This window comes from Pedobacter aquatilis, assembly GCF_032678425.1.
GTDB lineage: Bacteria > Bacteroidota > Bacteroidia > Sphingobacteriales > Sphingobacteriaceae > Pedobacter > Pedobacter aquatilis_B.
Genome location: NZ_JAVTSG010000003.1, coordinates 568,839 through 589,041, shown reverse-complemented (window position 1 = coordinate 589,041; position 20,203 = coordinate 568,839). Strand labels below are relative to the sequence as shown.

Below are 20,203 nucleotides of genomic sequence, written 5' to 3'. Positions count from 1 at the left end.
ACTAGAAATATTTATCGATACTTAAACCATAGGTTAGATTGAGGTTTTCTCGCTGAGTAACATTCAATCTATTGTAATTCAAAGCAGTTGTAAAGCTTATCCACTTTCTAATTTTTAAGCCAATCGTGGTGTTTGAACGTATAATGTAATCGCCTTTGCGACTGTAAGAATTTTGAAGAAAATGACTTCCATCAATCGTCACAATGTTTTTAATAAGGAAGTGATATTGTAACCTTAATGAATTTCTGAAAGTGCTGTAGCCCGCCAATTCTACCAAACTACTTCTGTCAAACAGCACACCGTTACTCAGATTTATGTAAGCATTTGTGGTATCAATAAAGCTGTAGGCAACTCCTGCGCCAGCTAAGAGCTGGTTTTTTAATTTCAGGGAATAGCTGGTGTTGTAATTTATTAATCCCCAATAATAAAAATTGGTAAATGGTTTATAGAGGTTAAGATTCATCGTAGTTGAAAAATCGTTATTGCTTAAAGCATTGTTCTGTTTGCCATACAGCCAGCTCGAAGTGCTATTAAACACTATGCTTTTCTTTTTAATTCCGAAATTAATATTGTTGTTAAGCAAGTATGCACGTTCGTTATTGGTTTTATTTATCGAACCCGCTGATGTGGCTACTATGTGATAATTTGTACTATCGCTAAACTGCGCAAATGATAAAACTGAAGAAAAAACCAGAGCAAGCAGTAAAAATATTCTCATAATTATTTAACACCGTATCGCTACTGTATGTTTGAAGTAAATAAACTGTTTGATAAAGGTCATATGTAAAAGTTGGCTCGTTTTATTTTCTTCTAAAGGATATTTTTGTCACCGTACTAGTATAATACTTTCGTTTGATGGAAAACCTTTTAAAAAATATATCATATTCTGTTTTAGACCTTGCAACTGTTTTGGAAGGGCATACTGCCGCCGATACTTTTAAAACGAGTTTAGAAATGGCTCAACAATCTGAAGATTTGGGCTACAATCGCTACTGGTTTGCCGAGCATCATAATATGGCTGGTGTGGCGAGTTCGGCTACCGCAATTTTAATCGGTTTTGTGGCTGGCGGTACAAAAACTATTCGTGTCGGTTCTGGCGGAATAATGTTGCCAAACCATTCGCCTTTAATCGTAGCAGAACAATTTGGCACACTTGCCTCTTTATATCCCGATAGGATAGATTTAGGATTGGGCAGAGCACCAGGAACCGATCAGGTTACCGCTATGGCCATTAGAGGACAAAACATTCATGCAGCACATAGTTTTCCAAGAGATGTAGAGCAATTACAAAAGTTATTTTCTGCGGATAATCGTAGCTCAAATGTTAGGGCAATACCGGGCGAAGGTTTGGATGTGCCAATTTGGATTTTAGGTTCGAGTACGGATAGTGCCAGATTAGCCGCTGCAAAGGGTTTACCTTACGCTTTTGCAAGTCATTTTGCACCAACTTACTTTGAACAGGCAATCGAAATTTATAGAAATGAGTTTCAGCCTTCTTCGTTTTTGAGTGAGCCGTATGTGATGGCTTGTGTTAATGTTGTGGCCGGTGATACAGACGATGAAGCTGAAGTTTTATCAAACTCAGTAAAGCGTATGTTTTTAGGTGTGATAACCGGCAAACGAGAAAAATTAAAACCACCCGTTCAAAATATGAATTTGATTTGGGATGCGATGGAGAAAGACGCTGTAGAGCAAATGTTGTATTATTCGTTTATCGGTAGTGCTGCAACCATAAAGAATAATTTAGATGCATTTGTAACTAAATATGGCGTAAATGAAATTATGAGCACTTCGCACATTTACGACCAAACAGCGAAATTGCACTCCAATAAATTGTTTGCTTCACTTTTTAAGTAAGATAATGTTTCAAAGTAAATTAATTTAAAAGCTAAATCGGTTTTAAATTAATTTACCTTTGAAGCTGAAATGAAATCTTACTTAAACCTGTTCGACTTTAAACAAAAAGTTAATTACCGCAACGAAATTTTAGCCGGATTAACCGTGGCCATGACCATGATGCCGGAATCTTTATCTTTTGCTATTCTTGCAGGTTTTCCACCATTAGTTGGACTTTATGCGGCTTTCATAATGGGCTTAATTACCTCAATATTTGGAGGCAGACCGGGGCTAATTTCTGGTGGGGCAGGAGCAACAGTAATCGTTTTAATTGCGCTGATGAAATCAAATGGAATTGATTACGTTTTTGCCGCAGTTATTCTGGCAGGAATTATTCAAATCGTTATCGGGTTATTTAAGCTTGGCAAATTCATTCGATTAGTGCCGCAACCTGTAATGTATGGTTTTGTTAACGGTTTAGCAGTGATTATATTCCTCGCTCAGCTCGAACAATTTAAAACGGTTGTTAATGGCGAGTTGGTTTGGCTTAGTGGCAATGCGCTTTATTTAATGGCTGGTTTGGTACTGTTAACCATCGCAATTGTAGTAATTGTACCAAAATTTACTAAAGCCATTCCACCATCTTTAATTGCTATCATAGTTGTTTTTTTAATTGTTTTAGTGTTTAATATCGATACCAAAACGGTTAAAGATATTGCTTCTGTAAGTGGTGGCTTTCCTCCATTTCATATTCCCAAAATCCCATTCGAATTTGAAACCTTAAAAATAATTTTTCCATACGCAATGATTATGGCGGGTGTTGGTTTAACTGAAGGCTTGCTCACGTTAAATTTAGTTGATGAAATCACTGCAACCAAAGGTAATAGCAACCGTGAATGTTTAGCGCAGGGAACGGCAAATATTGCAAACGGTTTTTTCTTTGGGATGGGTGGTTGTCCGATGATTGCGCAAACATTGGTTAATCTCTCTTCAGGCTCTAGAGCAAGGCTTTCGGGTATCATTGCCTCATTAACCATCCTCCTAATTATACTTTTTGGTGCACCACTGATAGAAAAAGTACCGATGGCTGCTTTAACTGGTGTTATGATAATGGTTGCCATAGGAACATTTGAATGGGCAAGTTTCAGAATTGCGAATAAAATGCCTAGGCATGATATTTTTATCGGTGTAACAGTAGCTTTGATTACCATTTTTCTCCATAACCTAGCCTTAGCCGTTTTAATTGGCGTAATTATTTCAGCATTGGTGTTTGCCTGGGAAAGTGCAAAAAGAATCAGGGCCAACAAGTATATAGATGAAAATGGGGTTAAACATTACGAGATATTTGGCCCATTATTTTTTGCATCTATAACTGCATTTAATGAGAAGTTTGATGTTTTGAACGACCCAAAAACGGTTATCATTAATTTTTCAGAAAGCCGGGTAGCAGATATGAGTGGCATTGATGCCTTGCATAAACTTACCCAAAAGTATGCGCAAGAAGGGAAGCAACTTCACTTGAAAGGTTTAAGCAGCGATAGTTTGATTCTTTTGAAAAATGCTGAAGCAGTTATTGATGTGAATATTTTGGAAGATTCAAAATAAACTGATTTTTATCATACTGCCCTAAATTTAAGGATTATTATTGCTTTAATACCGGCTCCGCTGAGCACTATGTGATTCTGGTTATTAAGGGAAGAACAATGCTTATCAAATTATTGCAAGCACAATTTTCTAGCAATAAACGGCATTTAAGTAAATAATTTGTTGTAAAATGATGTAGGTAAAAGGTTTTACTATATTTACGCTCTAACCACATATATACATGAAATTCAAAAAATTACTCATCCCTTTAAGTGTTTTATTGAGCTTTGGTGTTCAGGCACAAACCAGCTGGACTTTCAAAAAAGATAAGATTGTAACTGATTTTGCTTCGCAAGTAAATCCAAATGCGCCACTGCCAGAATATCCCAGACCACAATTGGTTAGAAACGATAACTGGAAAAATTTAAATGGCTTATGGGAATATGCAATTGTTCCAAAATCTGCCGCTGAACCTTCAAAATATGATGGTAAGATTTTAGTCCCATTTGCTGTAGAATCTGCACTTTCTGGTGTTGGAAAAACTGTTGGCAAAGACAGTATTCTATGGTACAAAAATAATATCAGCATTCCTTCAGGATTAAAAAATAAAGATGTTGTATTACATTTTGGTGCGGTTGATTGGAGAGCAGAAGTTTTTGTAAATGGTAAATTGGCGGGAAAACATGAAGGTGGCTTTGATCCATTTAGCTTCAACATAACTTCCTTATTAAAAAAGGGTAATGCTCAAGAAATTAAAGTAAAAGTTTGGGACCCAACTGATGATGGGCCACAACCAAGAGGTAAACAAGTTAAAAAACCAGAGGGAATTTGGTACACACCCGTTACCGGGATTTGGCAAACCGTTTGGATTGAGGGTTTGGCAAAAACACACATCATTAATACTAAACAAACACCAGATATTGATGCAAAAACAATTTCAGTTACTACAAATCTTGCTTCGGTACAAGCTGCAGATTTAGTTAGGGTTGAAGTTTTGGATGGCAACAAGGTAATTGCTCAGAATCAAGTTAAACCGGGCACCACGGCAGTAATTCCAGTGAGTAATCCTAAGTTATGGTCGCCTGATAGCCCTTTTCTGTACGATTTAAAAATCAGTGTAGTTAGGCAAGGTAAAACCATCGATGAAGTGAAAAGTTACTTTGCCATGCGAAAAATATCAACTGGTACTGATGCCAACGGTATAAAAAGAATGTATCTGAATAATAAGTTCTTATTTCAGTATGGACCTTTAGATCAAGGTTTCTGGCCAGACGGATTATATACACCGCCAACAGAAGCCGCCATGAAGTTTGATATTGACGAGCTTAAGAAAATGGGTTTCAATATGATAAGGAAACACATTAAAGTAGAATCAGCAAGGTATTATAATTATTGCGATAAGGTTGGGATGCTCCTTTGGCAAGATATGCCGAGTGGCGATTTAGGTAACGGTTGGGAGCCAAATCCGGGTATTATTGGCAGAGGCACAGAACAAAATAGAACTGCAGAATCAGAAGCTTATTACCGTAAAGAATGGACAGCTATAATGGATGCATTGCACAATTATCCTTGTATCGTGGTTTGGACACCTTTTAACGAGGCTTGGGGCCAATTTAAAACTGTTGAAATTACAGAGTGGACGATGAAAAAAGACCCATCGCGTTTAATAAATAGTGCAAGTGGCGGGAACTTCTTTAATACAGGTCATTTTACAGATTTACACCATTATCCGCAACCAGCAATGCCAAGACCAGATTTATTTGGTAAAAATACCATTTTGGTTTTAGGCGAATTTGGAGGTTTGGGTTTACCTGTAACAGGGCATACCTGGCAAAACAAAAATAACTGGGGTTATCAAAGTTTTAAAACTGCCGATGAAATGTTAAGCAAATACAAAACTTTTACAGAAAGAATGGTAGAACTAATTCCATTGGGTTTATCAGCTGCAGTTTATACACAAACTACTGATGTTGAAGGCGAAATAAATGGCTACATGACTTACGACAGAAAGGTTATTAAAATGCCCTCTGCCGAGTTATTTAAACTGCATACAAAATTATATGATGCTTCTTTAGTGAAATAAGATTTGAATTTATACATTAATAAAAAGGGAGATTACAATTTGTAATCTCCCTTTTTATTAATTAGGTGCATATTTTCCAACCCTTTCGGCAAAATCGTTTAAATCGAATGGTTTATTAATGAAATCTTCTGCCGTGCATTTGGATTTAACCTGCGCTAAATGGTTATTAGCCGACATCATCATCACCGGAATATTATGAGTTCTTGCATTGCCTTTTAGTGCTGTACAAATATCTATTCCATTTCCATCAGGTAACATAATATCTAAAATAATCATGTCGGGATTGTGGTTATTCATTTGCTGCCAAAAGGCCTTACTGTCTTTACAAGTTTTAACTTCGTAAAGTTCTTCAACTAGTAGAAATTCTATAATTTCTCTAATACTAGGATTGTCTTCAACTACATAGATACACTTTTTCATAAGCTTAAATTCTATACAAGTAAAACCTAAAACAGAATTTGTAGTTTACGTTAGTTATTCACAATCATGTAGTTATTAACTTATGGTTATTATAATACTTTAATAGAAAACTTAATTTTTATCATACCAGTTAGGTACAGCGATATAGTTATCATCCCAAATAATTTCGTTGTTATCTGTTTTATATCCGGTAGAAATGTATTTTATGTTTGGCTCTTCTTCCGATAATTCATTTTTAAACTGATAGGCATCAATTGCCAAGTGATGATAAAGTTTAGATTGTTCCGTTTCGTTTTCGGTTAATAAAATCAGGGCCTTTTCTCCTGTTTTTAATGTAATAACCACTGTGCCTTTAATCCTCATAATCAATGCTTTCGTAACGTAACGTTTATGTTAGATTAATGTTTTTAGAATAGGTTGATAATCAGTAAAATACTTGATTTTAAGTATTATGATTTCAAACATTTGCCTAATTAAGTGGTTGTGTAATAAATATTTCCATTATGAGTTTAGCAAAATATAAATCCAAACGAAATTTTTCTAAAACTTCTGAGCCAAAATCTAGTAAAGGTGTAAGTAAAACAAAATTAATGTTTGTGATTCAAAAACACGATGCTTCTCGCTTACATTACGATTTTAGGTTAGAAATGGATGGTGTTTTAAAAAGCTGGGCCGTTCCGAAAGGGCCATCAACCGACCCAAAAAATAAGCGTTTGGCAATGATGGTTGAAGATCATCCATTTGATTACCGAAACTTTGAGGGCATTATTCCGAAAGGCGAATATGGTGGTGGAACTGTTATTGTTTGGGATGAAGGTACTTATGAACCGATTGAAGAAATAAAGGGTAAAAAAGCGCAGGAAAAACATTTGCTAAAGCAACTTAAGGAAGGCTCTTTAAAAGTAAACTTAAATGGCAAGAAACTAAAGGGCGAATTTGCACTGGTCAAAACTAATGGAATGGGAGAGAATGGTTGGCTGCTTATTAAGCATAAAGATGATTACGCATCGGTAAAAGACATTACTAAGGAAGATAAATCGGTAATTTCTGGTAAGGACATCGAATCGATGGAGAAAACCTCACAGAATGTTTGGAAGGATGGTCACAAAGAGAAAATAAAACCACCAAAAAAAACGCAACAAGATAAACTAGCACAAAAAGTTAAAACCGAAACACCCGATAAAAAGATTGATGTAAAAAAATTGCTTGCCAAGGCAAAAAAAACAGCAATTCCAAAAAACATAAAGCCCATGTTGGCCACATTGATTGATGAGCCTTTTGACGATGCAGATTGGCAATACGAGGTTAAATGGGATGGCTACAGGGCTTTAGCGTTTATAAATAAGGGGAAAGTAGAATTGCTTTCGCGAAACAATAAAACTTTTAACGATAAATTTTACCCGATTTATGATTTGCTTACTAAGCAAAAAATAAACGCTGTTTTTGATGGAGAGATTTTGGTTTTAAATGAGAAGGGAATTTCAAATTTTGGTGCTTTGCAAAACTGGAGGAGCGAAGCTGATGGTGAACTGGTTTTTTACGTTTTTGATTTGCTTTGGTACAATAATAAAAACCTGATGGATTTAACGCTGACAGAGCGACAAGCCATTCTTGCGGATATTTTGCCAACTGATGATGATAGAATCAGGCTGAGCAAAGTTTTTAAAGCAAATGGTGTAGATTTTTTTGATGCCGCTAAAAGAATGAGCTTGGAGGGGATTATCGCCAAAAAATCTACCAGTACGTACTTGGTTGATAAACGCTCAAAAGAATGGTTAAAGATAAAAGTGGATAAAAGACAAGAAGTTGTAATCGTCGGGTATACTAAAAACGATGATACATCCAAAGCATTCAGTTCGCTATTGTTAGGGGTATATCAAAACAAAAAACTTAATTACGTTGGTAAAGTTGGAACTGGTTTTTCTGATAAATTACAAAAAGAGCTATTGGCGCAATTTAAGCCGTTGGTTTCCGATAAATCTCCTTTTGATGAAATTCCTGATGTGAACAAACCCTCGAGGTTCAGGCCAAATCCGCCGAAGGCGAAAATAACCTGGTTAAAACCTGAATTGGTTTGCGAAGTTGCCTTTACCGAAGTTACTGATGATGGCGTTTTCCGACATCCATCTTTTCAAGGTATGCGGGAAGATAAAAAAGCGAAAGATGTTGTTCAGGAAAAGGAGATTTCAACCGATAAAGTAATTGAAACTGAAGACAAACATAGTAATGCTTTGAAACCGCCGAAAGAAAAGCCGACTAAAACCTTGCTAAATCCAAAAGATGAAACTCAGGTTCGTAAAATTAAAGGACATGAACTAAAATTTACACATTTAAGCAAGCTGTATTGGCCGAAAGAAAAAATCAGTAAGCGGGATATGTTTAATTATTATTATCAGATTGCCGATTATATTTTACCGTATTTAAAGGATAGACCTCAATCTTTAAACAGATTTCCTGGCGGGATAAATGGCAAGAGTTTTTATCAGAAGGATGTTAAAGGTAAAGCACCAGGTTGGGCAGAAACTTTTCCTTATGAAAATGGGGAAGGGGAGAAAAAGGAATACTTGGTGGGAACGAACGTAGATAGTTTGCTCTGGATGGCATCACTCGGTTGTATAGAAATGAATCCATGGTTTAGCAGGGTGCAAAAACCCGATAATCCAGATTACTGTGTGATTGATTTAGACCCAGATAAACACACTTTTAATCAGGTTATTGAGGCTGCAAATGAAACCAAAAAAGTTTTAGATGCGCTAGATGTACCAAGTTTTCCTAAAACCTCAGGCTCAACGGGTATGCATATCTACATTCCTTTGAATGCAAAATACACCTATGAGCAAAGCCAAATGTTTGCAAAAATTGTGGTGAGTTTGGTTAATAAACAAATCCCCGATTTTACAACGCTAGAAAGAATGGTTTCGGCCAGGGGAGGGAAAATGTATCTCGATTTTCTGCAAAACAGGCCGGGTGCAACTATCGCAGGACCGTACTCTTTACGTCCAAAGCCTGGTGCAACGGTTTCAATGCCTTTGGATTGGAGTGAAGTAAAACCAGGGTTAAAAATGACCGATTTCCATATTTTTAACACCCTTGATAGGCTTGAATCTGAAGGTGATTTATTTAAAGGTATTTTAGGTAAGGGAATCGATTTAAAAAAAGCAATTGCAAAGGCAAAAGAAGTTTTCGGCTAATTTTTATTAATTTTCAGATTATCAAAGCTCCATTTGTAATCACCAATATAAGCCAATAACAAAGCTGCTGCGCTTGCGGTGAAAACTGAATAATTAAAGGGCGCTTTTAAGCCCAATGTGATTGCCATGCAAGTTGCAAATCCTAAAAGTAGAATAAAACTTCCGATAGAGGCGAGCCTGGTTTTATATCCAATTATGAGTAAAATGCCGAAAGTAACCTCAGCAATTGTGGCAATTAATCCGAAAAAGTCTGTTAGTGATTTACTTAAGATTGGCATTAAAGAATGTGTATAGGCTAAAAATGTTACCCAATCTCCCCATCCGATGTTTTTACCATCGGCAGGGCCAAGCCAACCAATTCTATCTAGTACCGGGTAAATGAAACCGATGCCTAAAGCAAGCCTGAGAAATATTTGAGCATATGAAGATTCTTTTTTCATTTATGAGGATTTTATATCATCAAATATAAAACTGTATCGCTTAGAAAAACTTAATCTAGATTAAGAAAACAAAAAAAGGATAGGCACCTAGGCCTATCCTATATCTAAACCCAAACATGCGCTCAAACATGAATGAATCAAACAAAGGTATCAATTATTTGATTTTAATACATTATTTATATGAGTAAAAACAATGTTAATTCTTTGTTACAGATGATTGTAAATCGTATTAGTATTTAAAATTTAAGGCTAAATAAAGTAATGCGGCAAGCGTAGCACCACAAATAGGGCCTACAATTGGAACCCATGAATAAGACCAATCGCTACTTCCTTTGCCTTTCATTGGGATAATACTATGGATAATCCTCGGTCCCAAATCTCTAACCGGATTTATGGCATAACCTGTAGTACCGCCTAAAGCAAGGCCAATAACCCAAACCAAGAAAGCAACCGGAATTGCGCCTATAGAACCTAGTCCAATTGGTGTTTTATCCGTTCCCATTTCGGCATTTGTGAAATAGAAAATAACAAATATTAGTACGAAAGTCCCGATGATTTCTGAAAATAAATTAGATTTTAAGTTTCGGATTGCAGGAGCTGTTGCAAATGGAGCGGCTTTAAGTCCTTTATCTTCTGTGGCATCAAAGTGGTCTTTGTAAATCAACCAAACTAAAATAGAACCCAACATTGCGCCGCATAGCTGCGCCAAAATGTAATACGGAACTTTAATCCATGCAAATTTTTGCGTTATAGCGAGCGCAATTGTTACCGCCGGATTTAAATGTGCGCCACTGTACGGTGCGGCGATAACTACACCCACAAATACTGCAAGCGCCCAAGCGGTTGTAATAACCATCCACCCACTATTGTTGCCTTTTGTTTCTTTTAAAACAACATTGGCAACTACGCCGTTACCAAGAAGAATAATTAGCGCTGTGCCAATAAATTCTGCTACAAATTCTGTCATTTTTATATTTGGTTAAATATTTTTGTTGTAAATATGCTAATTTTCTGCGCAAACCCTTGCCGCCTTAACTGCTCTGTTCCAGCCTTTAATTCTATCCGTATTATCAATTCCTTCAGTGGCAGAAAATGTTTTATTAATTTTCCACTGAGAACGAATTTCATCAATGCTGCTCCAAAATCCGGTAGCTAAACCTGCTAAATAGGCAGCACCAATTGCGGTTACTTCCGTTACTTCTGGTCTAACTACCTTGCTGTGCAATAAATCAGCTTGAAATTGCATTAACAAATCATTTGCTGTCGCACCTCCATCCACTCTTAATTCGGCAATGTTTACGCCTGCATCAGCTTCCATGGCTTTTAAAACATCCATTGTTTGATAGGCAATGCTTTCCAGTGCAGCTCTGGCAATGTGCGATTTATTCGTGCCACGAGTTAAACCAGTTATCGTTCCACGAGCATGTTGGTCCCAATGTGGTGCGCCTAAGCCGGCAAAGGCTGGTACAATATATACGCCCTGTGTATCCTGAACTTTTTTTGCTAATGTTTCTACATCTGCAGATTTTGAAATCAAACCCATTTCATCTCGAAGCCATTGTACAACTGCACCACCAATAAAAATACTTCCTTCCAAAGCATAATGTACTTCATCTTTTATTTTCCAGGCGATGGTGGTGAGTAGGTTATTGGCCGATATTTTGGCTTCGGTGCCAATATTCATGAGCATAAAACAGCCAGTTCCATAAGTGTTTTTTACCATTCCGATTTCCGTGCACATTTGCCCAAAAAGCGCCGATTGCTGGTCGCCGGCTATACCTGCAATTGGGATTTTGGCCGCAAGAATTTTTCCTGCTGTTTCGCCATAAACCTCACTTGATGATTTTACTTCAGGAAGCATTCCCTTCGGAATTCCAAATAACTCAAGTAATTCATCATCCCAATTTAATGTATGTATATTGTAAAGCATTGTACGCGATGCGTTTGTAACATCGGTTATATGCGTTTTTCCAGCGGTAAGTTTCCAAATCAACCAACTGTCTATTGTACCAAAAGCAAGTTTGCCAGCTTTTGCTTTTTCCATTGCGCCATCAACGTTTTCTAAAATCCATTTTGCTTTAGTTGCCGAGAAATAAGAATCGATAATTAAGCCTGTTTTTTCCTGAATATTTTTTGATAAACCCTTTGCTTTAATTTCATCACAATAGGCTGATGTCCTTCTGTCTTGCCAAACAATGGCATTATAAATTGGTGTTCCACTTTCTTTATCCCAAACTACTGTGGTTTCGCGTTGGTTTGTAATCCCGATAGAATCTATATCGTTAACCGTTAAGCCCGCTTTCACAATTACTTCGGCAACTACAGAAAGTTGCGTCGACCAGATTTCCATCGGGTCATGTTCTACCCAGCCTGCCTGCGGATATATTTGCGTAAATTCTTTTTGTGCAATGGCCACAATTTCGCCATTGTGGTTAAAAATGATTGCCCTCGAACTGGTGGTTCCTTGGTCGATAGACAAGATGAACTTGCTCATAATGTTATATTAGGTTAGGTGCTATTCGGTTAAAACCGATTGCAATTTTGTATTATTATTTTGGATATAGCCTTCTGCCAAATTATTAAAAATTTCAATTTGCTTACGTTCCCATTCAGCATTTGCTTGTAACGCTTTTGCTAAAATTGATGCTACAACCGGAGCCATTTCCATAGCAGCCTTTGCATCAATAAATAAAACCCTTAAACGGCGGCTTAAAATATCTTCAACTGTTTCGGCCATTTCATTTTCGATTGCCCAAACTACTTCTGCTTTGTTGTAGGGGAAATTTGGATGAAGTTTCTCACTTAATTCTGGATTTTGTTCAATTAATGCTTCTATTTTAGGTTTATCTGTGCCATAGATATCTAAATAATGTTCATCCTTAAAATCTCTGCAACCATTAATTTTTAATGTTCTGGTTATACACTCAGTAGCGCTCAAATTCGCATGTGTTATCGCTAAATTAACCGTTTCTTCCGCCATGCGGCGATAAGTTGTCCATTTGCCGCCAGTGATGGTGATTAATCCTTTTGCAGAGATTAATAATTTGTGATCGCGACTAATTTCTTTTGTGCTGCTTCCATCGGTTTTAGTTGGAGCTGCTAAGGGTCTGAGCCCAGAGAAAACACTCAAAATGTCATCTTCTGTCGGTTTTCTATTGAAATAAACTGAAGCTGTAGCTAAAATGAAATCAACTTCCTTTTTTAGCGCTTTAGGTTCTAAACTGTGCTCATCAATAGGGGTATCAGTAGTGCCAACTAACAAATGTTTATGCCAAGGCACAGCAAAAAGTACCCTTCCATCAGATGTTTTCGGAATCATAAGAGCAGATTCTGTATTTAAAAAACTTTTATCCAAAACAATATGAATACCCTGACTTGGTCTAACCATATTTTTCGATTTAGGATTGTTCATCTTCAAAATATCATCTACAAAAACACCTGTAGCATTAATAATTACTTTACCCTTAAATATATTTTTTATACCTGTTAAAACATCTTCGGTTTCTATTCCGATTATGGTTTCATCCCGTTTTTGCAGCGCGATAACTTTAGTATAGTTTAACAAGGTTGCGCCATGATTAATTGCTGTCTGAGCAATATTTATCGCTAAACGGGCATCATCAAATTTACCATCAAAATATCTGATTGCACCCTTTAAACCTTTTGATTTTATTTCAGGCATTAATTTTAAGGTTTCACTTTTTGATAAATATTTCGATTTTCCAAAACTATACTTGCCAGAAAGCCAATCGTAAATGGTTAATCCACTTAAATATTTTATAACAGAAAACCAGTCGTAGCAGGGAATAATAAATTCTTCTTTATCAACCAAGTGAGCTGCATTATTTTGCAATAATCCACGTTCTTCCAGCGCATGTTTTACTAAGCTAATATCACCCTGTGCTAAATAGCGAACGCCACCATGTACTAATTTTGTGCTTCTGCTCGATGTTCCTTTGGCAAAATCTGATTGTTCGACAAGTAGTGTTTTTAATCCTCGGGTAGTGGCATCTAGAGCAGTACCCAACCCTGTAGCACCACCACCAATAATAATGATGTCCCAAAGGATATTATCTTCAATAAGTGGGTTATGTATTCTATTCATTTAAAACAAAAGATAATAAAACGAAACAATACGCAATTATAAGTAATCGTAATCGAAATAATATACTATTTGAGTTAAAAAATTATTATTTTATTTATCCAAATGATTTTTCAATTTGCTAATTTGTGGCGTTTTAAAAACAATCAAACTATTATGATGAATTTAGCTGAGAGGCACCAGTTAATTTTGAGTCGTTTACAGCGAGACCAATATATTAATGTTGTTGACTTGTGTAAGGAACTGAAAGTGTCTTCTGTTACGATAAGAAAGGATTTAAAACTTTTAGAAGACAAGAATCTTTTATTCAGAACACATGGTGGAGCGACCATGAATAATCCTTATACGGTTGATAGACCTGTAAATGAAAAGGAAAAGCTACAATCATCTGAAAAAAATAAAATTGGGGCAGCTGCTGCTCAACTCTTAAGCGAAAACGAATCAATTGTAATCGCATCGGGAACTACTGTTTTATATTTTGCCAAGAATATTCCGGCAGGTACAAATTTAACCGTGGTAACTTCTGCCTTAAATGTAGCTTTAGAATTGATGAGGGAAAACAGCATTGAGGTGATACAGTTGGGCGGTTTGCTTAGAAAAAGTTCGTCATCAGTTATGGGCAGTTATGCAGAGCAAGTTTTGGGCGATTTCTATTTTAATAAACTTTTTTTGGGTGTTGATGGAATAGATTTAGATTTCGGTTTAACCACAACAAACGCTATGGAAGCCCATTTAAATAGAAAGATGATTAATGTTTCGCAGAAAACTATTGTACTTGCCGATTCGACTAAATTTGGTAAAAGAGGCTTTGGTAAAATCTGCGGATTAGAAGAAATTGATCACATTATTACAGATAAAGGAATTTCTGAACAAATTGTAAAACATTTAGAAGGTTTAGGTGTTACTGTTACAATCGTATAGAATAATATCGATATTTAAACCAAAACAATAATTTGAACCATGTTAAAAAAACGCATACACATTTTAGAAGATGATCAGGAAATTAGAAATGTAATTGAGATTCTTTTAAAAGAAGAGGGTTTCGAGCTTCAACTTTCATCAACATTTTCAGAATTAAAGAAGAACATTCAAGATGCAATGCCAGACTTATTTTTGCTTGATGTAATGTTACCTGATGGAAACGGGGCTGAAATTTGTGAAGATTTAAAAACGGATATTTTTACAAAGCATATCCCGATTATAGTGATGTCTGCACAGAATAATAGCGAACAAAAAGCAATTGATGCATTTGCTGATGATTACATTAGTAAGCCTTTTGATATCTATGATGTTTTAGAGCGTATAAATAAGCAAATCGATAAAGCTAGAGCAGGCAAAGAAGCTCAGGCCTAATTAGTCTATAAAATATTAAAAAAGGGGATTTGCAATTTGCAAATCCCCTTTTTTAGTTAAAGTCTTTAACAATATCTCCTTCTAAATTTCTGATGTAAACCACAATATCTTCAATCTGATTTCCAGCTTTCAAATCATTTGGAGTTTCTATGCTGAAGGTAAATTTGTAACCTTTAAAATCTAATAATCGATTTGTAGATGTGCAGTAGTACAATCCACCAGTTTGCATAAATCTTACATACCAATATAATGTTTGTGGTTCATTGGTATTAGTGTTTAATATTTTAGTTGTGAATACATTAAGTTTAATAACATTTGGAGGAGGAATTGATTTTTTACAAGCACTTAAAGTAAACAGCAAGATAAATCCGAAAAGTAATTTTCTCATAACACTTAATTAACGGTCGCAAAAATAGTAAAAACTATTTCTTATGCTATTTTCGGCTAATATTTATAAACATTTGTCAAACCATAAATTAATTTAATTAAGCAAGTTAAAGCATTGATTAGCAATTTCGTACTCTTCGTTAGTTGGTATAACCAAAATTTCAACTTTGGATTCGCTGCTATTTATATTTAACAACTGCCCTTTATAATTATCATTTTTAGCTATATCAATTTCAATTCCTAAATAATTCAAATTTCTGCATACAGAAAGTCGCATTTCTGCATCATTTTCGCCAACGCCAGCTGTAAAAACGATTGCATCAATTCCATTTAGTATTGCGGCATAAGCACCAATAAATTTCTTAATTCTATAGGCATAAATATCGAGTGCAAGCCTTGCCGCTTCGTTACCTTCATTTACTAGTTTATTGATATCACGCATATCGCTAGAACCACCAACGCCAAGCAAACCTGATTGTTTGTTCAACAATGCACTTAATTGTTCGAGTGTGTAACCCGAGTGTTCCATTAAGTGAAAAATAACGGATGGGTCGATATCTCCAGATCTTGTTCCCATCATTAAACCACTAAGCGGACCAAAGCCCATACTCGTATCAATTGATTTTCCGTCCTTTATAGCAGTAATACTACAACCATTCCCCAAGTGTATGCTAATGATTTTTGAATCTACTTTATTCAAATGTTTTATGGCTTGCTCACTAACATATTTGTGGCTTGTACCGTGAAAACCGTAAACCCTAATCCCATGTTCCTTATAGTACCATTCTGGAATTGCATATCGAAATGCGTCTTGCGGAATGGTTTGATGAAATGCAGTATCGAAAACAGCGATTTGCTTTGCCGTAGCAAAAGTTTGTTCGGCTACTTCAATACATTTATAATTTACCGGATTGTGCAACGGCGCTAGTGAAAATAATTTCTTAATTTGATGTTTAACTTCATCATCAATTGAGGTTGCACTGGTAAAATGCTCGCCACCGTGTACTACTCTGTGGCCAACCGCCATAACATCTTCCGGACTTGCAATTACTGCATTTGTTCCTTCTGATAATAAATTTAAAACTTGCCTTAAACCTTCGCCGTGGTTCGATATAAATCCATCTTTCTCAACCAAAAGTTTTTCATCATTAGAAAAAACAGCATGTTTTATAAACGAGCCTTCTATACCGATACGTTCCACCAAGCCACTGCATATTGGTTTTGGAGATGGCATTTTAAATAATTGATATTTAATTGAGCTGCTTCCTGAATTGATAACTAAAATATTCATGCGTGATATTTATTGTTTTTGCGATTGTTGTTTCGTTACAAGGCTATGTTATACTTACATTATATCCTGACATTGAATGGCTGTGATGACAACGGTGTTGAAAATATCATCAACCGTACAACCCCTGCTTAAATCGTTAATTGGTTTATTTAACCCTTGCAACATTGGACCAATTGCCAATGCACCGGTTTCTCGTTGAACAGCTTTATAAGTGTTGTTTCCGGTATTTAAATCAGGGAAAATTAAAACACTCGCTCTCCCTGCAACTTCCGAGCCTGGTAATTTTTGCTGCCCTACAAGCGGGTCGACTGCTGCATCGTATTGAATTGGGCCTTCTATTTTTAACTCTGGATATTTTGCTCTTACAATTGATGTTGCCTCCCTTACTCGCTCTACATCTTCACCCTCGCCTGAACTTCCGGATGAATAAGAAAGCATTGCAATTCTAGGTTCAATCCCAAACTTAGCACTGCTTTCTGCTGATGAAATTGCAATTTCTGCTAATTGTTGTGCAGTTGGATTAGGATTTACAGCACAATCGCCGAAAATGGCAACACGCTCTGGTAAACACATAAAAAATATTGATGATACAACGGAAACGCCAGGTTTCGTTTTTACAAATTGTAAGGCGGGCCTGATGGTGTGCTGAGTAGTGTGAACAGCACCAGAAACCATTCCATCGGCATCACCTTTGTAAACCATCATAGTACCGAAATAAGATACATCAGTCATCATATCCCGAGCCATTTCCATGTTTACGTTTTTAGTTTTACGTAATTCATAAAGCGTTTCAACATAATTATCGTATTGCGTAGATTGAGATGGACTTTGGATGTTAATTGCATTTATATCCAAATTTAATCCTAGCCTTTTAATTGAAGTGCCAATTTCTAAAGGGTCGCCAAGCAAGGTGATGTTCACAATATCTTGAGTAATTAGTTTTTCAACAGCCTTAAGAATTCTATCATCATTGCCTTCCGGCAGTACTATGTGTTTTTTATCTCGCTTTGCCCACTTAACCAAATTATATTGAAACATGTGAGGTGTAATTCCCTCATAGCTGAACGTGATTATTTTATCGTCAAGCGCTTTAAGGTCAACATATTTCTCAAATAACTCAATCGCAAGCGCAATTTTCTTTTTATTATCTATTGTGATTTTAGAATGAATTGAGCCAATTGCAGTTGTGGTTTCAAATGTGCCTTTTTGAACAGAAATTATTGGGATAATGGTTTGCAAACCCTCAATTAGTTTTATCATTGGTTCATCAGGCAAACTTCCGGCAGTTAAAACGATGCCAGCAACTTTTGGATAGTTTGCAGATAAATTGGCTTGTAACGAACCGATTATGATATCGCCACGGTCGCCAGGGGTAACAATGAGCAGGTTATCTTTAATGTGTCTTAAAAAATTGGGTAGCATCATCGCACCGGTTACAAAATTATCAACCTGATTTTCCATTAAATCTGCGCCAAATAATATTTCTGCATCCAAAGCATCGGTAATTTCCCTCATTGTCGGACTTTGCAAACCACTCTCTATCGGAATTACAGCGATTAATAATTCGGCTGGCAATTGATTGGTTAAAGCTTGTTTAATACGTTCGGCTTCTTCAGGATTTACCATATTGGCCACAACACCTAAAACCTGAACATCTCTTAATAAGAAATTACGGTAAATATTTATGGCCGATTTGAAAAGCTGACTCGCTGTTTTATTCTTTCCAGAAACGACGATTAATACCGGCGCACCAAGATTTTTGGCCATCAAAGCGTTGGATTCAAATTCAAATGCCATACCTTCACCAAGAAAATCACTTCCTTCAATTACCGTGAAATCGTAATTATCTTCTAGTTTTTTGTATTTGCTTATTATTGTATTAATGACATCTCCGCTGTTTTGATGTTCGTGAAGCATGTCCTGTCTGGTAAAAGCAAATGCATCTTCATATTTAACCGGAAGTGAAAAGTAATCAAGCATTGCTTCCACATGTTTATCCTTTTCATTTAAATCATCTTGCGCAATAATTGGTTTGAAATAACCAACTTTTTGTGTTTTGGCGAGCAGCATATTAATCATTCCGAAGGCAATAACCGATTTTCCGGTATATGGTTCTGCGGAAGCAATGAAGATATTTTTAGTCATACGAAGAGTAATTTTATAGATAAACCAATTATCGGCAAGATAGTTGGAAATTTTTAGATTGTGATTTGTAAATTGCAATATTATTTAGAATAAATCTAAATAATTATATATTTGCCGAAATTCTCATTTCATTTTTGGGCAAAAATATTTCCATATCAGATAAACCTATAAAAATTGATCGCTTGGTATTTGAACAGGCATACAATCTTTATTGGGAAAAAATATTTGCCGTTTGCTACAACAATATTCAGGAATTGGAGCCAGCGAAAGGTATGGTTCAGGAAATTTTTCGTTCTTTATGGGAGCGTAGAAATGAATTGGAAATTCAGAACCTTGAGCATTATTTAATCAAATCGGCAAAATACAAAGCATTTGAATATATTAGAAACAAGGTAAGCAGGCAAAAGCATAATGAGTTGAGCTTGATAAATTGTGCCAATTCGACAAATTGTACTGAAGAACAAGTTATTTTTAACGAATTAAAAAGTAAAGTTGATCTTTTGGTAGATGAGTTGCCGTGTCAATGTAAAAGGGTTTACAAAATGAGTAGAGAGCAGGGGTTGAGTAATAAAGAAATTGCTCAAGTTCTTTCCATTTCCGAACGGGCCGTTGAATATCACATTACTAAAGCTATGAGCAGGTTAAAAGAGGCTTTAAAAAAATATTAAAATTCACTTACGGTAAAGATAGAGTTATGCTACTTCATAATATCGGCCATTGTATACTAACATGAACATAAATAAAGAGCTTCTGGAAAGATATCATTCAAATACTTGTACGCCTGAAGAGTGTATTCAAGTAGAAGAATGGTTATTTAATGCTGAGGTTGAGGATTTGGATGATAACATTTCTTTGAAAGAAAAAATCAGTATTAAAGCAGATATCTGGAATGATATTGAGTCAGCTCTTCCTCAAAAGAATAAAATTAGGAGCAATTCTTATTTTATGTGGAAAGGCGCCATTGCAGCATCTTTGTTAATCTTTGTTCTGGCTTCTGCTTTTTATTTAATTTTTAGTGCTAAAACAGATAATCCAACGCTACTGTTATCGCTCGAAAACCTTTCAAATAATCATGTTTCAAAAGTAAATAAAAGTGACTACAATGCGTTAATTGCTCCAAATACCATTGTTAAATTTGATGAGATTAATAGAATAACCAATTTAAAGGGTAGTTTTCTAATTTCTCCAAAAAAAGATATTGAAATTGATGTAGGTTTGAAAACATATATTACCTTAAAAAAGAATCAAACTTATATTGTTTTAAGAAATGGAAATCGCTTGTCGGATATACTTGTTGTGAGCGAAAGAAACCTGTTAGATTTGCCACCAGTTTTGCAACAGCAAATTTCTAATCAATTTGGTATTTAATTT

Annotated in this window: 18 protein-coding genes; 8 read left to right on the top strand and 10 right to left on the bottom strand. The window is 35.8% G+C overall.

The annotated features are described in order from the left end of the window. Position 1: 1 nt before the first annotated feature. Positions 2-718: a hypothetical protein gene (locus R2Q16_RS12545; RefSeq protein WP_316737470.1), complete on the bottom strand. Its 717-nt coding sequence runs from the start codon at positions 716-718 to the stop codon at positions 2-4. Between the two features lie 137 nt (positions 719-855). Between R2Q16_RS12545 and R2Q16_RS12540 the strand changes: the two genes are divergently transcribed. The 3 genes from R2Q16_RS12540 (at position 856) to R2Q16_RS12530 (ending at position 5,503) form a co-directional block, all read left to right on the top strand. Continuing rightward, a complete protein-coding gene (locus R2Q16_RS12540) occupies positions 856-1,857 on the top strand; it encodes an LLM class flavin-dependent oxidoreductase (RefSeq protein ID WP_316737469.1) in 1,002 nt (333 codons plus the stop codon). Positions 1,858-1,926: 69 nt separating this feature from the next. Further along, positions 1,927-3,441: a SulP family inorganic anion transporter gene (locus R2Q16_RS12535; protein WP_316737468.1), complete on the top strand. Its 1,515-nt coding sequence runs from the start codon at positions 1,927-1,929 to the stop codon at positions 3,439-3,441. Positions 3,442-3,661: 220 nt separating this feature from the next. Beyond that, positions 3,662-5,503, top strand: coding sequence for a glycoside hydrolase family 2 protein (locus tag R2Q16_RS12530; RefSeq protein WP_316737466.1), 1,842 nt, complete (start codon positions 3,662-3,664; stop codon positions 5,501-5,503). A 57-nt stretch (positions 5,504-5,560) separates the two neighbouring features. On the opposite strand, the gene R2Q16_RS12525 is transcribed toward R2Q16_RS12530, so the two are convergent. After that, positions 5,561-5,923, bottom strand: a complete 363-nt coding sequence (locus tag R2Q16_RS12525) for a response regulator (protein WP_316737465.1) — start codon at positions 5,921-5,923, stop codon at positions 5,561-5,563. A gap of 111 nt (positions 5,924-6,034) precedes the next feature. Then, positions 6,035-6,286 (bottom strand): hypothetical protein, encoded by a 252-nt coding sequence (locus R2Q16_RS12520; RefSeq protein ID WP_316737464.1) that lies wholly within the window; start codon positions 6,284-6,286, stop codon positions 6,035-6,037. A gap of 140 nt (positions 6,287-6,426) precedes the next feature. Between R2Q16_RS12520 and ligD the strand changes: the two genes are divergently transcribed. Continuing rightward, positions 6,427-9,114, top strand: coding sequence for a DNA ligase D (gene ligD, locus R2Q16_RS12515; protein WP_316737463.1), 2,688 nt, complete (start codon positions 6,427-6,429; stop codon positions 9,112-9,114). On the opposite strand, the gene R2Q16_RS12510 is transcribed toward ligD, so the two are convergent. From R2Q16_RS12510 to R2Q16_RS12495, 4 genes are all read right to left on the bottom strand, one after another. Next, complete coding sequence (locus R2Q16_RS12510) at positions 9,111-9,554, bottom strand: TQO small subunit DoxD (RefSeq protein WP_316737462.1); 444 nt, start codon at positions 9,552-9,554, stop codon at positions 9,111-9,113. The two genes, ligD and R2Q16_RS12510, sit on opposite strands and share 4 nt — an antisense overlap. 229 nt (positions 9,555-9,783) lie before the next feature. After that, positions 9,784-10,521, bottom strand: a complete 738-nt coding sequence (locus R2Q16_RS12505) for an MIP/aquaporin family protein (RefSeq protein ID WP_316737461.1) — start codon at positions 10,519-10,521, stop codon at positions 9,784-9,786. A gap of 36 nt (positions 10,522-10,557) precedes the next feature. After that, positions 10,558-12,048: a glycerol kinase GlpK gene (glpK, locus tag R2Q16_RS12500; protein WP_316737460.1), complete on the bottom strand. Its 1,491-nt coding sequence runs from the start codon at positions 12,046-12,048 to the stop codon at positions 10,558-10,560. 21 nt (positions 12,049-12,069) lie between these two features. Continuing rightward, positions 12,070-13,659 (bottom strand): glycerol-3-phosphate dehydrogenase/oxidase, encoded by a 1,590-nt coding sequence (locus R2Q16_RS12495; protein WP_316737459.1) that lies wholly within the window; start codon positions 13,657-13,659, stop codon positions 12,070-12,072. Between the two features lie 153 nt (positions 13,660-13,812). On the opposite strand from R2Q16_RS12495, the gene R2Q16_RS12490 reads away from it, so the two are divergent. Together R2Q16_RS12490 and R2Q16_RS12485 are read left to right on the top strand one after the other, a co-directional pair. Further along, positions 13,813-14,577, top strand: a complete 765-nt coding sequence (locus R2Q16_RS12490; protein ID WP_316737458.1) for a DeoR/GlpR family DNA-binding transcription regulator — start codon at positions 13,813-13,815, stop codon at positions 14,575-14,577. 39 nt (positions 14,578-14,616) lie between these two features. Then, a complete protein-coding gene (locus R2Q16_RS12485; RefSeq protein ID WP_316737456.1) occupies positions 14,617-15,009 on the top strand; it encodes a response regulator transcription factor in 393 nt (130 codons plus the stop codon). Between the two features lie 52 nt (positions 15,010-15,061). Here R2Q16_RS12485 and R2Q16_RS12480 read toward each other — a convergent pair whose 3' ends face one another. The 3 genes from R2Q16_RS12480 to pta all read right to left on the bottom strand — a co-directional run bounded on the left by R2Q16_RS12480 (position 15,062) and on the right by pta (position 18,832). Further along, on the bottom strand, positions 15,062-15,397 hold the full coding sequence (locus R2Q16_RS12480; protein ID WP_316737455.1) for a hypothetical protein: 336 nt from the start codon (positions 15,395-15,397) through the stop codon (positions 15,062-15,064). Between the two features lie 93 nt (positions 15,398-15,490). Next, positions 15,491-16,687 (bottom strand): acetate kinase, encoded by a 1,197-nt coding sequence (locus tag R2Q16_RS12475; RefSeq protein WP_316737454.1) that lies wholly within the window; start codon positions 16,685-16,687, stop codon positions 15,491-15,493. A gap of 54 nt (positions 16,688-16,741) precedes the next feature. Continuing rightward, on the bottom strand, positions 16,742-18,832 hold the full coding sequence (gene pta, locus R2Q16_RS12470; protein ID WP_316737453.1) for a phosphate acetyltransferase: 2,091 nt from the start codon (positions 18,830-18,832) through the stop codon (positions 16,742-16,744). A 182-nt stretch (positions 18,833-19,014) separates the two neighbouring features. Here pta and R2Q16_RS12465 point away from each other — a divergent pair, with 182 nt between their 5' ends. Together R2Q16_RS12465 and R2Q16_RS12460 are read left to right on the top strand one after the other, a co-directional pair. Next, the gene (locus tag R2Q16_RS12465; RefSeq protein ID WP_316737452.1) at positions 19,015-19,500 is read left to right on the top strand and encodes a sigma-70 family RNA polymerase sigma factor; all 486 of its coding nucleotides are present in this window, start codon (positions 19,015-19,017) and stop codon (positions 19,498-19,500) included. Positions 19,501-19,561: 61 nt separating this feature from the next. Then, complete coding sequence (locus tag R2Q16_RS12460) at positions 19,562-20,200, top strand: hypothetical protein (RefSeq protein ID WP_316737451.1); 639 nt, start codon at positions 19,562-19,564, stop codon at positions 20,198-20,200. Positions 20,201-20,203: the final 3 nt, after the last annotated feature.

Excerpts from the sequence above, each read along its gene's own strand:
- pta (WP_316737453.1), bottom strand. The coding sequence starts at position 18,832 with ATGACTAAAAATATCTTCATTGCTTCCGCAGAACCATATACCGGAAAA.
- ligD (WP_316737463.1), top strand. The coding sequence starts at position 6,427 with ATGAGTTTAGCAAAATATAAATCCAAACGAAATTTTTCTAAAACTTCT.
- R2Q16_RS12460 (WP_316737451.1), top strand. The coding sequence starts at position 19,562 with ATGAACATAAATAAAGAGCTTCTGGAAAGATATCATTCAAATACTTGT.
- R2Q16_RS12475 (WP_316737454.1), bottom strand. The coding sequence starts at position 16,687 with ATGAATATTTTAGTTATCAATTCAGGAAGCAGCTCAATTAAATATCAA.
- R2Q16_RS12480 (WP_316737455.1), bottom strand. The coding sequence starts at position 15,397 with ATGAGAAAATTACTTTTCGGATTTATCTTGCTGTTTACTTTAAGTGCT.
- R2Q16_RS12510 (WP_316737462.1), bottom strand. The coding sequence starts at position 9,554 with ATGAAAAAAGAATCTTCATATGCTCAAATATTTCTCAGGCTTGCTTTA.
- R2Q16_RS12545 (WP_316737470.1), bottom strand. The coding sequence starts at position 718 with ATGAGAATATTTTTACTGCTTGCTCTGGTTTTTTCTTCAGTTTTATCA.
- glpK (WP_316737460.1), bottom strand. The coding sequence starts at position 12,048 with ATGAGCAAGTTCATCTTGTCTATCGACCAAGGAACCACCAGTTCGAGG.
- R2Q16_RS12535 (WP_316737468.1), top strand. The coding sequence starts at position 1,927 with ATGAAATCTTACTTAAACCTGTTCGACTTTAAACAAAAAGTTAATTAC.
- R2Q16_RS12525 (WP_316737465.1), bottom strand. The coding sequence starts at position 5,923 with ATGAAAAAGTGTATCTATGTAGTTGAAGACAATCCTAGTATTAGAGAA.
- R2Q16_RS12505 (WP_316737461.1), bottom strand. The coding sequence starts at position 10,521 with ATGACAGAATTTGTAGCAGAATTTATTGGCACAGCGCTAATTATTCTT.
- R2Q16_RS12530 (WP_316737466.1), top strand. The coding sequence starts at position 3,662 with ATGAAATTCAAAAAATTACTCATCCCTTTAAGTGTTTTATTGAGCTTT.
- R2Q16_RS12485 (WP_316737456.1), top strand. The coding sequence starts at position 14,617 with ATGTTAAAAAAACGCATACACATTTTAGAAGATGATCAGGAAATTAGA.
- R2Q16_RS12540 (WP_316737469.1), top strand. The coding sequence starts at position 856 with ATGGAAAACCTTTTAAAAAATATATCATATTCTGTTTTAGACCTTGCA.
- R2Q16_RS12490 (WP_316737458.1), top strand. The coding sequence starts at position 13,813 with ATGATGAATTTAGCTGAGAGGCACCAGTTAATTTTGAGTCGTTTACAG.
- R2Q16_RS12520 (WP_316737464.1), bottom strand. The coding sequence starts at position 6,286 with ATGAGGATTAAAGGCACAGTGGTTATTACATTAAAAACAGGAGAAAAG.
- R2Q16_RS12495 (WP_316737459.1), bottom strand. The coding sequence starts at position 13,659 with ATGAATAGAATACATAACCCACTTATTGAAGATAATATCCTTTGGGAC.